Source organism: Lentiprolixibacter aurantiacus, assembly GCF_026241225.1.
GTDB lineage: Bacteria > Bacteroidota > Bacteroidia > Flavobacteriales > Flavobacteriaceae > Lentiprolixibacter > Lentiprolixibacter aurantiacus.
Map to the genome: position 1 here is coordinate 209,346 of NZ_JAPFQP010000003.1, position 15,939 is coordinate 225,284.

At 45.4% G+C, this 15,939-nt stretch carries 14 protein-coding genes; 4 read left to right on the forward strand and 10 right to left on the reverse strand.

Annotated elements, in window-relative coordinates; translation table 11 throughout:
• Positions 1-116 precede the first annotated feature (116 nt).
• From pyrG to guaA, 6 genes are all read right to left on the reverse strand, one after another.
• Positions 117-1,754 carry a CTP synthase gene (gene pyrG, locus OO016_RS10340; protein WP_266013332.1) on the reverse strand — a complete coding sequence of 546 codons (1,638 nt, stop codon included), beginning with the start codon at positions 1,752-1,754 and terminating at the stop codon, positions 117-119.
• 58 nt (positions 1,755-1,812) lie between these two features.
• Positions 1,813-2,046 carry a DUF3820 family protein gene (locus OO016_RS10345; RefSeq protein WP_266013334.1) on the reverse strand — a complete coding sequence of 78 codons (234 nt, stop codon included), beginning with the start codon at positions 2,044-2,046 and terminating at the stop codon, positions 1,813-1,815.
• Between the two features lie 62 nt (positions 2,047-2,108).
• Positions 2,109-2,645: a DUF922 domain-containing protein gene (locus OO016_RS10350; protein ID WP_266013337.1), complete on the reverse strand. Its 537-nt coding sequence runs from the start codon at positions 2,643-2,645 to the stop codon at positions 2,109-2,111.
• A complete protein-coding gene (locus OO016_RS10355) occupies positions 2,633-3,037 on the reverse strand; it encodes an OsmC family protein (RefSeq protein ID WP_266013338.1) in 405 nt (134 codons plus the stop codon). Before OO016_RS10355 ends, OO016_RS10350 begins: the two co-directional genes overlap by 13 nt.
• The gene (locus tag OO016_RS10360; RefSeq protein ID WP_266013340.1) at positions 3,027-5,228 is read right to left on the reverse strand and encodes a LysM peptidoglycan-binding domain-containing protein; all 2,202 of its coding nucleotides are present in this window, start codon (positions 5,226-5,228) and stop codon (positions 3,027-3,029) included. The genes OO016_RS10355 and OO016_RS10360 overlap by 11 nt, the downstream gene beginning before the upstream one ends.
• 1 nt (position 5,229) lies before the next feature.
• Positions 5,230-6,762, reverse strand: coding sequence for a glutamine-hydrolyzing GMP synthase (guaA, locus tag OO016_RS10365; RefSeq protein ID WP_266013342.1), 1,533 nt, complete (start codon positions 6,760-6,762; stop codon positions 5,230-5,232).
• A gap of 349 nt (positions 6,763-7,111) precedes the next feature.
• Between guaA and OO016_RS10370 the strand changes: the two genes are divergently transcribed.
• A complete protein-coding gene (locus tag OO016_RS10370) occupies positions 7,112-7,657 on the forward strand; it encodes a pyridoxamine 5'-phosphate oxidase family protein (protein ID WP_266013875.1) in 546 nt (181 codons plus the stop codon).
• Between the two features lie 3 nt (positions 7,658-7,660).
• Here OO016_RS10370 and OO016_RS10375 read toward each other — a convergent pair whose 3' ends face one another.
• The gene (locus OO016_RS10375) at positions 7,661-9,031 is read right to left on the reverse strand and encodes a pyridoxal phosphate-dependent decarboxylase family protein (RefSeq protein ID WP_266013344.1); all 1,371 of its coding nucleotides are present in this window, start codon (positions 9,029-9,031) and stop codon (positions 7,661-7,663) included.
• A 54-nt stretch (positions 9,032-9,085) separates the two neighbouring features.
• On the reverse strand, positions 9,086-10,687 hold the full coding sequence (gene bshC, locus OO016_RS10380; RefSeq protein WP_266013347.1) for a bacillithiol biosynthesis cysteine-adding enzyme BshC: 1,602 nt from the start codon (positions 10,685-10,687) through the stop codon (positions 9,086-9,088).
• A gap of 114 nt (positions 10,688-10,801) precedes the next feature.
• Between bshC and OO016_RS10385 the strand changes: the two genes are divergently transcribed.
• On the forward strand, positions 10,802-13,261 hold the full coding sequence (locus tag OO016_RS10385; RefSeq protein WP_266013350.1) for a M14 metallopeptidase family protein: 2,460 nt from the start codon (positions 10,802-10,804) through the stop codon (positions 13,259-13,261).
• 16 nt (positions 13,262-13,277) lie between these two features.
• On the opposite strand, the gene OO016_RS10390 is transcribed toward OO016_RS10385, so the two are convergent.
• A complete protein-coding gene (locus OO016_RS10390) occupies positions 13,278-14,327 on the reverse strand; it encodes a DUF3667 domain-containing protein (protein WP_266013354.1) in 1,050 nt (349 codons plus the stop codon).
• A 138-nt stretch (positions 14,328-14,465) separates the two neighbouring features.
• On the opposite strand from OO016_RS10390, the gene OO016_RS10395 reads away from it, so the two are divergent.
• Together OO016_RS10395 and OO016_RS10400 are read left to right on the forward strand one after the other, a co-directional pair.
• Positions 14,466-14,954 (forward strand): GyrI-like domain-containing protein, encoded by a 489-nt coding sequence (locus OO016_RS10395; protein WP_266013358.1) that lies wholly within the window; start codon positions 14,466-14,468, stop codon positions 14,952-14,954.
• A gap of 6 nt (positions 14,955-14,960) precedes the next feature.
• Complete coding sequence (locus OO016_RS10400) at positions 14,961-15,293, forward strand: hypothetical protein (RefSeq protein WP_266013361.1); 333 nt, start codon at positions 14,961-14,963, stop codon at positions 15,291-15,293.
• A gap of 54 nt (positions 15,294-15,347) precedes the next feature.
• Here OO016_RS10400 and OO016_RS10405 read toward each other — a convergent pair whose 3' ends face one another.
• Positions 15,348-15,842, reverse strand: a complete 495-nt coding sequence (locus tag OO016_RS10405) for a hypothetical protein (protein WP_266013364.1) — start codon at positions 15,840-15,842, stop codon at positions 15,348-15,350.
• Positions 15,843-15,939 lie beyond the last annotated feature (97 nt).

Below are 15,939 nucleotides of genomic sequence, written 5' to 3' on the forward strand. Positions count from 1 at the left end.
GCTTGAATCTACTTCTTTAGCGCGATGCGGATCCCGGAACGCAGTTTCCTGCAAAACTATCCCTCAGGGAACCTTTGATTTGAATTGGTTTGCAAATATAGGCCCAAATGAGCAGTTTATGCTATACTGGCATTAGTTTGTTCCCTTTTATGCTGTAGAACTGCCTTTACAAAGCCTACAAATAGCGGATGCGGACTGGCCACTGTGCTCTTGTATTCCGGGTGGTACTGAACGCCAATAAACCAGGGGTGTGATGGCAATTCAACGATCTCCACCAGGCCAGTCTGCCTGTTGATCCCGGAAGCTCGTAAGCCTGCCGCCTCGAGTTGCTCCTTATACTGGTTGTTCAGTTCATAACGATGGCGGTGGCGTTCCGAAATCTCGGTTTTGCCTCCGTAAACCTCATGCACAAGAGTTCCTGCTTCTATTTCACAATCCCAGGCGCCAAGTCTCATGGTTCCTCCCTTGTTGGTAATGTGTTTTTGCTCTTCCATCAGGCTTATCACAGGATGTGGAGTATGTTCATCCATCTCCGTTGAATTGGCCCCCTCCATGCCTAATACATTACGGGCGTATTCTATTACCGCCATCTGCATCCCAAGGCAAATACCCAGAAACGGGATTTTCTTTACCCGGGCAAACTGTACCGCTGCAATTTTCCCTTCAATTCCACGCTCACCAAATCCCGGGGCTACCAGGATACCGTCCAGGCCCTGTAGTTTTGATTGTACATTGTCATGGTTAATGTGCTCCGAGTGCACGGTAACCACATTCACGCGGACTTCGTTCTCCGCACCCGCATGAATGAATGATTCCAGTATGGATTTATAAGAATCAAGCAACTCAATATATTTTCCAATCAGACCTACAGTTACTTCTCCTTTAGGGTTTTTATGCCTTTCCAGAAAAGCCTGCCATTGTTCAAGGTCCGGGTCTTTCTCCGCAGACAATCCTAATTTCTGCAAGGCCACGCGATCCAGACCCTCATTGAGCATCATGATAGGCACGTCATATATCGTTGAGGCATCGATGGATTGAATTACGGCTTCCTTCTTTACGTTGCAAAAGAGTGCCAGTTTCTGCTTTTTCTCCTCGGAAATCTGATGTTCGGTCCGGCACACCAGGATATCGGCTTTGATCCCGCTTTCCATCAGTGTCTTTACAGAGTGCTGGGAAGGTTTGGTCTTCAATTCTCCAGCAGCTGCGAGGTAGGGCACCAGGGTAAGGTGTACCACAATCCCATTTTGTTCTCCCAGCTCCCATAGTAACTGACGTACGGATTCGATATAGGGCAGGGATTCGATATCACCTACTGTACCCCCTATTTCAGTAATCACAATATCGTATTCACCGCTTTTGCCCAGCAACTGTATACGTTCCTTGATCTCGTTGGTGATATGGGGAACAACCTGTACAGTCTTTCCCAGAAATTCTCCGCGCCTTTCTTTTTCAATAACACTTTGATATATGCGCCCGGTGGTTACGTTGTTCGCCTGGGAGGTACGCACATTCAGGAAACGTTCATAGTGCCCAAGATCCAGGTCGGTCTCTGCACCGTCATCGGTTACATAACACTCCCCATGTTCGTATGGGTTAAGAGTTCCCGGATCTACATTGATGTAAGGATCCAGCTTTTGAATGGTAGTCTTGTATCCCCTGGCCTGAAGAAGCTTTGCAAGGGATGCGGCAATGATTCCTTTGCCTAATGATGAAGTTACTCCACCCGTAACAAAAACATATTTTGTGTCTGCCATGACGCGTATCTAGGTTACGGGATGTAAAGATACGAATTGCCCGAAGAAAACCGCCGGACTAAGGCTGAAAATCTTCACGCAACTGACTCAATAATCCTTCCAGTCCGTTTTCTTTAATTTCCAAAACCTCCCGTAAATTTTGACCGAGAACCCCCTTAGGAAAACCTTTTCGCTGGAACCACAATAAATAGGGCATTGGAAGTTCACTTAAGAAATATCCCTTGTATTTTCCGTAAGGCATTTTATAACGGGCGAGTTTTAACAGATGTTCCTTGTCAAATACAGGTTCCATACCTAAAGCTAAATAAATATCTCAATTTGCCATTGATGGGGGTATTGCAATCCCTGGCGGTTTCAATAACCGAGAGCCTCTTTGATAGCGGCGTTCCAGGCCTGCTGCTGGGCCACGTTTCTGGAAAAATCGGTTTCCTGGTCGTATTGCCTCTGAAAATCCGCTAATTCTTTATTGATTTGCTGGTAGATCGCTCTCACTTCTGCCTTGATATTGGTGGTGAAGCTGGTAGCAGCCAGTTGTCTCCTCATTTTACGTGCGAACATCTCTGCTATGTCAAAATGCAGTTGTTCGTGGCTCAGGATAACGGCATTGCATATCTCGGGAATATACCAGGATTTTTGTGGGTAGAAATAGGTCCTTACCGTAAAATCTACCTCCATTTCTCCGTCGACCTCCGTAGAAGAAAAATAATAGCTTATACCACTGGCCGTGGTGGCAGCTACCCTTCCTGTCGTAGGTGGAAGCCCTTTAAAATCGTCCCAACTAAGCCGGTATTCAGGACTCCATAAGATAGCTTCTTCCTCCTGGGCGATAATTGAAGTTGTGCACCACAGAAAAAGAAACAATAAGGATATCTGGTTTTTTAGAGATCCCAATGGTATTGGATTGCCGTTTTAATATCAGGGTGGATACTCTGCATTACCGGGCAGGTGTTGCCCACCCGCTCCAGAACTTTCCGATCATTATCCACGATTGCTGCAGGAAGATAGAGTTCAACATCTATGCCCGAAATCCTCCTTGGGTTGGCTGCCATTTGCTTGGTAACATCGGCATAAGATCCTTTGAGTTCCAGTTCCATGGAGCGGGCTTTTATTCCCATAACCGTCAGCATACAACTCGCGAGTGCGGTAGCAACGGTATCCGTTGGAGAGAAGGCTTCTCCCCTGCCATTGTTGTCAACAGGCGCATCCGTAATGAATTCATTTCCGGATCGCAAATGCTGGCACTGGGTGCGCAATTCTCCGAGGTAAGTTACTTTAGAGGTCATCCAGAGGATTTACTTGTTTCACTCGCATCTCATCATACATCATGATATAGAGAGCTGTATTGTAATAGCCGGAAGAGAGATCTTTGGCAAAATCGAACTTATTCCCGTCGTATTCGGTTACCCCGATGATCTCAGAAGCCTCATAAAGGTTCATCTTATAAGCCAGTTTAAGGAGCATATCAAAAGTGAGGTCAAATCCCCGTATCGCGTAGCGATCTGGATAGGACCCGAATCTTCTTCGATATCGCCTTACGAAGGCCGTATTTCCGGATTCCCTGTCGATTGAAGGATAGGTAAACCTGAGGTTTGACAAATGATTACCGGATATCACTTCATTTTCGAAAGCTTTGTTCTTATTGGTGGTAAACATCCTCACCTGGGTGGTATCCGAAATGGAGGAGTTTAAAATCGAGCTAACGCTGCTAACTACCTTAAAATTATCCGTTTCCACAAAAACCCAATTGTCTGTTTCTATGGAAAGGGAAAGGGTAAACAATTCCAGGTCCAGGGAAATGTTCTCCTCTTCCTCAACCAGCTCTACCACTTTGGCTCCGGGAAACTCTTCCAAAATCCTGGCTTCAGCATCCTTATTTTGCTGATCTGCAATAACCACGATATTCTGATCTGTAACTTTGCCCTGCATGTAAGTTAGCATGCGTTCCCTTAGGGTCTCTTCCGTAGGGACTGTAAAAAACACATTGCCCAGGCTGATATCGGCCTGAGAAGCCAGCGGGGCAATTACCGGCACCTGATAATTCAATGCCTGAGCCGCAACCTCCTTCAAAGCCTCATTTTGGAGCGGGCCAAAAATGGCAGCGTACTGCGACAGGTTCTCCCGGGTTGCAATTTCCCGGCTGCGTTCCAGGTCCAGCTGTGTATCGTAGGTCTTAACATCCACAGAAATCCCCAGCGAAGCAATGGAATCCAGGGCTACAAGCGCGCCGGAATAAAGTCCGAGACTGTATTTTAAAGCATTGCTCCTTTCGATTGAAAGGGAAACAGCCTCCTTGTCATTAAGGTTAAGGCGGTCCAGCCTGAAGGGCAGCATAAACAATATCCTGGGCCGGTTTGAGAGGTTGATGCTATCCAGCAAATTAATTTTATCCAGCACCAGAGAATTCTTGACTTCAAGGTCCGGATTGATTTCGGTAGGGAGTTTGAGCACCATTCCTGCTTTCAGTCCTTTAGCAAGCTCCGGATTCAGTTCCAGCAGTTCTGTATAGGAAATCCCAAACATACGGGTGAGGGAAAACTCGGTTTGCTTGGGTTTTACCTCATAGAATACATAGTTATCCGTGTTAACCTCTTCCCCGGCCGCTTTCTTCACGGGCAAGCGCAATACCATCCCTTCTTTAAGCCCATTGTGCTCAACTATTTCAGGATTCAGCTTAATGAGTTCATCGTAGGTGATATCGTATTCCCGGGTTATGCTGTAAAGGGTCTTTTGAGGAGGTACAGTATAGGATTCAAAGAGCTGCACGTCCTGACCTTCCACCGTAGTGCCAGCAATCCTGGGAAGCAACAATTCCTGCCCTATTGCCAGGTGGTTTGTGGTCTTGGGCAGATCGGGATTAAGGGCCACCAGGCTGTCTATAGTAATTCCATATTTATGTGCAATACTCCATCGTGTCTCCTTGGGGAGTACACGGTAAACCTCGTAGTTTTCGGGGTCGGGAGCATTGGGATCTTCAACCACTGGTGGGAAAATAGGAATACGTAGGCGCATCCCCCTTTTTAGCTGCTGTGAATAAAGGTCCGGGTTAAACCGCTTAAGGTCCTGCTCGCTTATCTCATAACGATTGGCTATACCGTACAGGGTCTCGCCTTTCCTTACCCTGTGCGGCCTGAAGCCCGACGGTTCCAGAACAACTTCTACCGTGTCCTTCTCAAGAGCCCTGAGCAATTCCGAAGCCGTTCTCCCTGTAGCTTTAGCCATGGTATCCGCAGCGGTCGCAGATTTGGATACCTGTAATGGAATCACCAGGATAATGTTAGGTTTAACGTCCCCGGGAGATTTGATTTCCGGGTTAACCTTCAAAATATTAAATGGGGTCACCTTGTATTGTTTGGCAATACTGCCTAGCGTCTCCCCTTCTTTTACTGCATGGGTAGCAAACTGTTGTGCCCATGCCCAGGAAGAAACAATCAGGAAAATAAATACCAAGAAAAACTTCCTATACCTACTATTCATGCTATTCCCATTCTATGGTCGCCGGGGGTTTGGAGCTTATGTCATAAACCACGCGATTCACCCCGGGTACTTTATTTATAATATCATTTGAGATCTTTTGCAAAAACTCATATGGAAGATTCACCCAGTCTGCTGTCATTCCGTCCGTACTTTCCACGGCTCGTAAAGCTACGCATTTTTCATAAGTGCGCTCATCTCCCATAACCCCTACACTATTTACGGGTAAAAGCATGGCTCCGGCCTGCCAGACATCATCATAAAGATTCCATTCCTTCAAACCATTGATAAAAATGGCATCTACTTCCTGCAGGATTTTAACCTTCTCGGCTGTAATATCCCCCAGGATGCGGATCGCCAGTCCCGGGCCTGGAAAAGGGTGCCTTCCCAGTCGTTCTTCATCAACCTGCATACTGCTTCCCACACGTCTCACCTCATCCTTAAAAAGCATCTTCAGAGGTTCAACCACTTTCAGCTTCATAAAATCTGGCAGTCCACCAACATTGTGGTGACTCTTAATTGTTGCCGAAGGTCCTCCGGTTGCCGAAACAGATTCGATCACATCAGGATAAATGGTACCCTGGGCCAGCCATTTCACGTTTTTAATCTTATGCGCCTCATCGTCAAAAACCTCAATGAAGACCCTGCCGATTATCTTGCGTTTCATTTCGGGGTCATCAACTCCTTTTAAGGCATCCAAAAAGCGTGCCGAAGCATCAACTCCTTTAATATTGAGCCCCATATGCTCGTACTGATCCAGCACCTCCTGGAACTCATTCTTCCTCAATAATCCGTTATTCACAAAAATGCAGTGCAGGTTTTCTCCTATGGCTTTGTTTAACAAAACCCCGGCTACAGTAGAATCAACTCCACCAGACAACCCAAGCACTACCTTGTCATTCCCGAGTTTCTCTTTCAGTTCTGCTACGGTTGTATCCACAAAAGCATCAGGTGTCCAGGTCTGCTTTAACCCGGCAATATGTACCAGAAAGTTTTCCAGCAGTTGTTTACCCTGGGTAGTGTGGTAGACTTCCGGGTGAAACTGTATGGCGTAGGTAGTTTCCCCTTCAATTTTATAGGCAGCATTCCGAACATCCGAAGTGCTGGCCAGGCGTTTGGCATTTTCAGGCAGTTCTTTTATGGTATCGCTATGGCTCATCCATACCTGGGACCCTTCTGTTATCTCATAGAAGAAAGGTTCCTTGCCATCTATATTGGTGAGCCTCGCCCTTCCGTATTCCCTTGTATTGGACGGAGCTACATTCCCACCGTGGAAATGGGCCAGGTACTGGGCACCATAACAAATAGCCAGAAGGGGTTTTTTTCCTTTGATTTGAGACAGGTCCGGATGAGGTGCGTCCTCTGCCCGAACAGAGAAAGGGGATCCGGAAAGGATTACTGCCTTGTATTCCTCCAGGGAATCCGGCAACTTGTTGTAGGGTTTGATTTCGCAGAAAATATTGAGTTCACGAACCCTTCTTGCAATGAGCTGGGTATACTGTGAACCAAAGTCGAGGATCAGGACGTTGTTTTGCATGGGCAAAAATAGCAAAATGCAAAATTGGCGGTATCCTCATTCTCGATTTTTTTTCCCCAAGAATTCCACAGTTGGCAGGCATCCACTTAAAATTTGAAAAAGTGCAAAAAAGAAAAAGCCCCGACCTTACGGCATCAGGGCTTTTCTAATCAAAAACCAACCTAAACACATGAACTTATTATAACACTATCAATGTTGTCTTTTTAAAACTTCATCCTTATAACTTTGGGTTTATAAGGATGAAGTGGTGTCCTTTTTCATTGCAATTTGATTATATAACAACCCAAAAACGTTTTACCCTACCTGAGCATAAAATTTTTTATCTTTATAAGGATCATTGGTGCTGGAAATGCTAGATAATTATTTTGATGAAATCAGGGAGGAGTTAGGCAAGGGAGCCACCCAAAAAGGCCACCCATTCCGTTACTTCACATTGGCAACCGTTGGCATGGAAATGCTTCCACGGCAGCGCACCGTGGTATTGAGAAGGCTTGATGAAGACCTGAAGCTTACTTTCTACACAGATGCCCGCTCCAAAAAAATGATGCACCTTAAGGAAAATAACAGGGTGGGGCTGATGTTTTTCGATCCCAAGAAATTATTGCAAATACGTATTGAAGGGCTGGCACGCGTCATTAAGGACGAGGACACCTTAAAAAAATACTGGCCCGGAATACAGCCTAAAGCCAGGAAGGATTACACCACCGTAGCCGCCCCGGGAACATTTCTGGAGCATCCGGACCAGCTGGAATACCTGGATGAGGAAAATCACTTTTCCATGGTCACCGTGGAAGCCTTTAAAATGGAATACCTGAAACTCAAAAGGCCTTATCACATCCGGGTGCGGTTTTCCAAGAGGAAAAACCTTTGGACTTCAGAATACCTGGTTCCCTAAGAATTAATCCATCGTATTTAAGATCATCCGAATATCTTCCTCAGTGGTATCCGGGTTGATGAAACAGAATCTGGCTACTGTCTGGGATTCACCCTGTGATTTCCATTTTGTAGGGGCAACCAGGGCAATATTCGCTTTGTGGTTCCTGTAAGTCCACATTTTATAGTCTTCCGGGGTCCATCCTCTTCTCCTGAACAATACACAGGAAAGGGCCGGCTCCCTGACAAGTTCCAATTCCGGATGTTCTTCAATTAGCCTTCCAGCCAGCAAAGCCAGGCTAATACCCCTTTCAACCGCCCAGCGGTATTTTTTTGTACCATGAGTAGCCAGGGAAAACCAAAGGGGAAGTCCTCTTAGCCGGCGTGTCAGCTGAATCTGGTAGTCTGCGGGATTAAAACCGTTGGCCCCTTCATCGTAAAATATATCCAGGTAAGACCCTTCCTGGGCATGGGCAGACTTGGCCAGTTCCATATTCCGGTAAATGACAGCTCCGCAATCATAGGGGGAAAACAACCACTTATGCGGGTCAATAGTAATACTATTAGCTTCTTCAATCCCATTGAACAGGTGACGGGCAGAATCGGCAACAAGAGCTGCCCCGCCATATGCCGCATCAACGTGGAACCATAAATTTTCCTTTTTGCAAATCCTTGCAATACCCTGAAGATCATCTATAATACCAGCATTGGTAGTTCCCCCTGTGCCAACCACGGCGAAAAGGCGCCTGCGTTGATCTGTGTCCAATTCCGCAATCCTGGCCTGCAGCATTTCTCCCGTCATCTGGTCTTCCGTCTCTACCAGCATTACATCTGCATCTATAACTTTGGCCATGGCCTTTATAGACGAATGCGCACCTGAAGAAGTTATCACAATACCCCGCTCCATTTCATTTGACCTTTCCTTTCGCCACTTTTCACGAGCAGTTACCATAGCCGATAGATTAGCTGCAGTACCCCCACTGGTAAATACACCATGGGCTCCCTCGGGCATGCCTGTGAGGGAAACCAACCATTTCATTGCTTCATTTTCCAGGAATATACCGCCGGCACCCTCCAGCCAGAAGGCCCCGTGGATGCTGGATGCAGAAGTAACCAGATCGAACATAATAGCCGCCCTGGTAGGTGCTGCCGGCACAAAAGCCAAATGCCTTGGGTGATCTATGGGAATTGTAGCCTTGACCAGTTTATCGCGAAAAAGGTGGAATGCCTTTTCCCCTCCAATTCCATCTGCTGTTATGGTTTCTCCGGCGAGGGCTTTTAACTCCTCTTCCTTCATGGGCTTACCCAGGTCTGGAGATACATTGGTTATGCGGTTAATGGCGTATTTCATGACATCCAGGGTCATTTCCACCAGGTCAATGTCAATATTGTGCATAGGTTGTCTTTACTACAAAAATACGGCATTTCTGCCGGTTTACAGGAAGGGAAATCAGTAGGTGATAATGGAAAACCGAAGGTCCAGCGGATCCAGGTTTCGAATGAGGGCAGGAATTAGCTCAGCCCCTAATTCCAGGTATATTTCGGAGAAGTTCAACTGTCTTTCCTGAAGGGATTTTCCAGGGAAAAGTTGATCCTGCAAGGCTGTCATTCGTTCTACCTCGTCTTTGAGTTTTCGTTTTTGCGCTTTCAACAAACGCTTCTCCAATTTGTCAAGGCCCTTTTTCTGTTTGATCTCCTGTGCTTTAACAGCACCAAGAAAACTTTGATCGGTCTGCTCTGCCAATGAGTACAGGTCTTCAAACTGCTTTGCAAGCAAGTCTTTTTGTTCGCTGAAATCGATCTCGATATTGGAGATTTGCCGTATCCTTTTATTGATGAAGGCAGATTGTTTTAAGAAAAGATCCGCCATCTTAAGATCGAGCTTCACCATCTTCCTTACTTGTTTTTTAGAAACCATTAAGACCGAGTTCCGCAGCAAAAGGACCGGAAACGTTATGTCAAGGGCATCAAAGGCCGGTTTTAATTGCAACCAGTAAGCAAGCTCTCCTCCTCCTCCGATGTAGCATAGGTTGGGAAGTATGACCTCCTGGTAAATAGGTCTGGTAATCACATTGGGAGAAAAGCGCTCGGGATGGGTATTAAGTTCTTTTAGGATTTCCTCCTGGCTAAAGACCAGGTCTGTATTGAGTACATGATAGCGCCCATTGCGTTCTTCAAGCCGCTCCCGTAAGCCATCGGTCAAATAAAAATAGTTCAACTTCCTGGGGTTTACCTGAACCTTGTAAGCTTTCTCCAGTTTCTTCAGGTTCCCTATACTCCGGGTCACTTCTTTGTGCGTAGCATTTTCCAGTAAGTCTTTTTCAATAATGGGGATCATAAGCCTTTTAAGCACGGGATCATCACCATCTATTATTACCAGGCCATATGGACCAAACAATTCATTGGCCAGGTAGCGGGTAGCTCCGGCTAAAGTGTCGTGCTCCAGGTAGGCCGATTTGAAGAGAAGTTCCAGGTCACGGGCATTATTCCCTGGCCCGAGGTGTTCCTTAAATGCTTTCCAAACTTCCTCCAGCCCGTTGGTGTCCATTCGACCTACTGCCCCACCTTCATTGCGGTTCCATTGGAGTTTCCTGCCCTGAAAATTGAAATAATTAATCTCGTCAAAATCATGATCCTCCGTCGCCATCCAGTACACGGGAACAAAATGCTTCCCTGGATACTGCTCTTTAAGTTGCTTAGTCAGGTTAATGGTAGAAATGATCTTGTAGAGGAAGTAAAGGGGTCCTGTAAAAAGATTCAACTGGTGGCCTGTTACTACCGTAAAGGTGTTTTCGTTTTGTAGAAGCTTCAGGTTAGTTACCGTGGCCTTTGAAGCTTCAAAACCCTTGTACTGTTCAGGCAGGCAATCAAACAAAACCTTTCGGTGTGCTTTGGGATAAGCTGCAGACTTCTCCTTAATCTGATCCCCAAATGCTTCAAGAGAGGGAAACCTGTTGTAGAACTGCTGTAAGCCGGCGTGCTGATCCAGGTAGTCGCAAATCAAACCGGAAAAATAACCGGTTTCTCTAAAAGGGATACAGTCCGACTCCATAAAGCTTTTAAATAGCGATCAAAGATAAAATTCCTGAATTTTTGAAATCCCAAAAATACGTTAAGAAGTTACAATAATTTGCTAGATTTGGCTTTCTCACCTGGATAATTTACTATGAAGAAAACAATACTCCTTCTTTTTATATGTTGCTCTTTCTGCCTTTCCGGCCAGGACATACAAACCCCCTCGACCTTCCTCGGATATGAACTGGGAACACAATTTACCCGGCACCACCGGGTAATCGACTACTACAAGTACCTGGCAAGTACTGCCCCGGACCGCTTACAATTACAGGAATACGGAAAAACCAATGAAGGCAGGGCATTAGTATTGGCCTACGTCAGCAGTGCGGATAATATGAACAATCTGGAAAACATCCGAAAAGAGCATATGGAAAGCACAGAAGGAAAAGGCGTGGCTAAAAAAGCTATTGTCTGGCTCAGTTATAATGTGCACGGCAATGAAAGTGTTAGTACAGAAGCCTCTATGCAGACTATTTACGAACTGTTGACCAGCAGGAGAGACTATCTTGAGAATACGGTTGTTATAATTGATCCCTGCATCAACCCGGACGGTCGGGACCGTTATGTGAACTGGTACCGGCAATATAAAAACAGTCCACATAATGTGGATCCTAACAGCAAGGAGCATCGCGAAGGATGGTGGAGTGGTCGCAGCAACCATTATATGTTCGACCTAAACAGGGACTGGGCCTGGTTGACACAGGTAGAAAGCCAGCAGAGGCTTAAGGTTTATAACCAGTGGATGCCTCATATACATGTGGATTTTCATGAGCAGTCCATGAACAGCCCGTATTATTTTGCCCCGGCTGCAGAACCTTATCATGAGGTTATCACGGACTTCCAGAAGGAGTTCCAGGAGACAATAGGCAAGAATCATGCCCGCTATTTTGACCGTGAGGGCTGGTTTTACTTTACTAAGGAACGCTTCGATTTGTTCTATCCCAGTTACGGGGATACCTACCCAACATACAACGGGGCTATTGGCATGACCTATGAACAGGGAGGAAGTGGCCGCGCTGGTTTAGGTGTTATTACAGCCAATGGAGATACCCTGACCCTGAAGGACCGTATAGCACATCACCACACCACGGGTCTGTCTACAGTTGAAATGGCTTCAGCACATGCGGACAGGCTGAATGTGGAATTCCGGAAATTCTACAGCAGCAAGAATTACAAGTATAAAAGCTATGTGGTAAATGGGGATGAAGACAAAATCAAATCCCTGGCCAGTTTATTGGACAAACATGAAATTGAATACGGTTTTGCAAGAGCATCTTCTGCAAGGGGATATCGCTACCTCACAGGCAGTAATGGTTCCTTGTCCCTCGACGAAAAAAGCCTGGTGATTTCTTCCGATCAGAAAAAAGGAACCCTGGTAAAGGTCCTTTTTGAACCCAATGCACAGCTCAGTGATTCCCTTACCTACGATATAACAGCCTGGTCCCTGCCCTTTGCCTATGGGCTGGATGCCCTGGCTTCCCCTTCCCCGATTGGTTCAAAAGAAGCAGGGATAGCAGACCAGGAACAACTTCAATACAACATTCGGGAAGACGCCTATGCTTATCTAGCTTCCTGGAAAAGCATGGCGGATGCACGCTTCCTTGCCGACCTTCTGAAATCTGGCATACGGGTGAGGTATGCACGTAAACCCTTTCGGCTGTCAGGCAAGAGATACGACAGGGGAACCCTGATCATTACACGGGGAGACAACTCCAATAAATCCGATTTTGTCAACACCCTGAAGAAATTCGCCCAAAAACACGGCAGGCAGTTAGACCATGCCGATACCGGTTTTGTGGAAACTGGCAAGGACTTTGGTTCGGGCTATGTGGAGATGATCCCAAAGGTCAAGGTAGGCGTTGTTATGGGAGATCCTACATCCACGCTGAGATATGGCGAAATCTGGCACTTTATGGAGCAACAACTGGGTTATCCCTTCTCCGCTCTGGATGCCAAATACATCAACAACATAGACCTGGACCAATACAACGTACTGGTCTTACCAGATGGTTACGGCTACCGGAAATTAATGGGCAATGGTTTCCTTAAAAAGCTGGACTCATGGATTAATGATGGTGGCAAACTCATTGCGATGGGAAGTGCCATCAAAAGCCTGGAAGGAAAAGAAGGCTTTGGAATCACTTTTAAGAAATCAGATTCCGAAGAGAATAAGGAAGATGTACTGGCCTATGAAGAAACACCTCGTGAACGCATGAAAAATGAGATCACAGGCGCTATTTTCAAGGCTGAAGTAGATTTTACCAATCCCCTGGCTTATGGGTATGGTGATACTTACTTCTCCCTGAAACTGGGGGCCGATAGTTACGCTTACCTGCCATCAGGCACTGCGGTATACCTGGATAAAAACACAAGCCCTGTTGCCGGTTTTGCCGGCAGCGAGGCACAGAAAAAACTGGGGAAAACACTCATTTTCGGAATGGAAAATAAGGGGCGCGGACAAGTGATCTACCTGGTGGACAACCCACTTTTCAGGGGGTTTTGGGAAAACGGCAAGCTATTCTTCGTCAACGCCTTATTTATGGCCTATTAGAACCTAACGACAGGTTCTAATAAAACATAAAGGAGGCAAAAATAAGTCCTACAAATGCGATAGGGACAATCACGATCATGTAGATAAAGGAGACAAAACCGCTTTTGAAAAACGCCCCTATCCAACTGCTCCGGTAAAAATTGCGCAGTGCGATCATCAGGTATATCCCGAATGACAAGGATACCAAAAACTCCAAGGCAAAAGGCACATCCCAGATCATATTGAGCAGCATCAGTATACTAAATGCAGTAAAGAGGAAGGTGAAGTAATAGAAACTAAACACCATATGATGCGCGAAGTTGCCGCGTTTCCAATAAAATACTTTAAGAAGGAGGGCAAATAAAGGCATTAAAAGGAACATCGCGATCGGAATAGAATCATAGAGTGTTTGCAGTATCCCACCCCCCTTTTTTTCATAGAACTTAAGCAACTGTTGATAAAACCTTCTGGTGAAACTGCCGGCATCCTCATCCATGCCCATAACTTTCAGTTTTTCCTCCTGTGGTGCGCCTATTGCTATGAGTGAATCCAGGGCCTCCCTTCTGAATGTGAATGACATTTTGGGTATATTGGGATCCGCTTTCATAACAGAGTCTAATACTGCTATATCCTGATCGGACATACCCGTGAATTTCTGATTCTGCTTCATTACTTTTCTTGCCTGTTCTAAAGCCAAAGAATCTGGTTCTGGATTAACCACGGAATCTAAAGAAATCTCGGCGTTAAAACCTTTTTCCAGGACCTGTGAAACTTCAGAATCTGCTTCCCTTACACTTGATGCAAAAAGGAAAAAGAACAAGACAGAAATAAACAGGTAGAACTGGGCCGGATGCAGGTATTTCAAGCGTTTCCCGTCCACAAAACGGCGTGGCAATACCCCTGGCTTGAGCATGAGGGGAATAAAACTTCGAAAAAAACGGGCGTCTATGGAAAAATAATTCTCAATGGTGTTGCTGAATAGTACACCAAATGTGAGGTCGTCTGCCTTCTCCTGCCCGCAATAGGGACAGAAATCAAAGGTAGCATCAAAGGACTTTTCGCAGTTTTTGCACTGATTGGTTTCCATGGCTGATCGGTTGGAAATAAAATTACCAAAAAAAATAGAAAACAAAACATCAAAGGTTTAGCTAAATTAATCCTGAATACCGCAAAATGCCTTTGCTTTTAATTCACTAATTTGACCCGGGAATACCACCTCAATTTCATGAACTCACGAATAATCAAGAGCAATACATTACTATTAGCGGGACAAAAGACCACAATGAGCCTGTCCGACAATAAAACCCTTGAACTCTGGCAGGGGTTTATGCCTGTAATAAAAGGGGTAAAAGAGCTTGGAGGAACAGAATTGTATTCCGTGGAGATTTATCCTGAGGACTACTTCAGTTATTTCAGTCCGCATAAAGAATTTGAAAAATGGGCAGCAGCACCTGTTAAAGATGCATTTGAACCAGATGGTTCTTTGAAGGTCCTGGAAATACAAGCGGGCTTGTATGCCGTTTTCCACTACAAAGGGAAGTCCTCTGAAGCCCACAAAGCCTACCAGTATATATTTGAGGAATGGATGCCTGCATCGGGCTATGAGGTGGATAATCGCCCGCATTTTGCTGTTATGGGCGAGAAGTACCGCAATGATCATCCGGATTCGGAAGAAGAATTGTGGGTGCCTATTAAAAAATCAGCTTTATTATAATTGGGTATGGACAAAGTAGTACTTTATGAAGTCGAGAGCTCAAAGATCAGGATTTCCATGCTTCTTTATTTTAACGAGAAGGACGAATTGGTATTTGATGGCTATGATATCGGACCTGCCGTGAAAGAAATATACGGGGATTCAGATTATGAGTATACCTATACCATCAGCTGGGATGAGGTAGTGAAGATGGCAGAAGTGCTGCAGGTTGAGCTATCCAATAGAAGGCTATTCCTCGAGCACCTTAAAAATATGTTTCAGGGGAATGACGCCTATTCCAAATTCGGAAAATTTCTGAAGGAGTCCGGGCTGAAATACGGGCAGTCTACCTGGCACTAGGACTAAAAGCCAGGTAAGGGCTCAATGATTATGCTTATTCCGCTACCCGAGCAATTAAAACTCCGTATCCAGGTATTCATCTTTTAATTCTTTGAGCGCGAGAATAACCTCATGCCTGTTGGCATAGGAAGGGTGCAGACAATCCCCGGAATCAGAATTGATTACTGTGATCAGGATATACCAGTACTCACCTTCATTATTGTAAAGCTCATCACCATTGGCCTCACCATTAATAATCAGCGGTATAAGATTAATGCTCGCCGATTTCTTGGAACGTTCGTAGAAGGACATATAATAAGTAGAATCTCCGACCTGCAAGGGTAAATTTTCAGTTATTTCCATATCAACACGCCCCAACTTCCAGAGAACGAACTTATAAAACTCATTTGCATTCTTGTGATCTTCAAATGCAAAGGCATACTGCCTGGGAAGGTCGTTTTTGAATCTTTTAGCCAGAACAATGTCGTAATTTTCTATTTCCGGTGCGTACTGTAAAGGGATACAGGAAGTAAACAACATAATCACTAAAAAGATGAAAGTATTTTTCATCAAAGAAGGTTTCTGGAAATTTAGCAATAATTATACCAGACCAAAGAAAAAAGGTATACCCCGTCAATAATTATATTATCCGGGGTATTGATTTTGT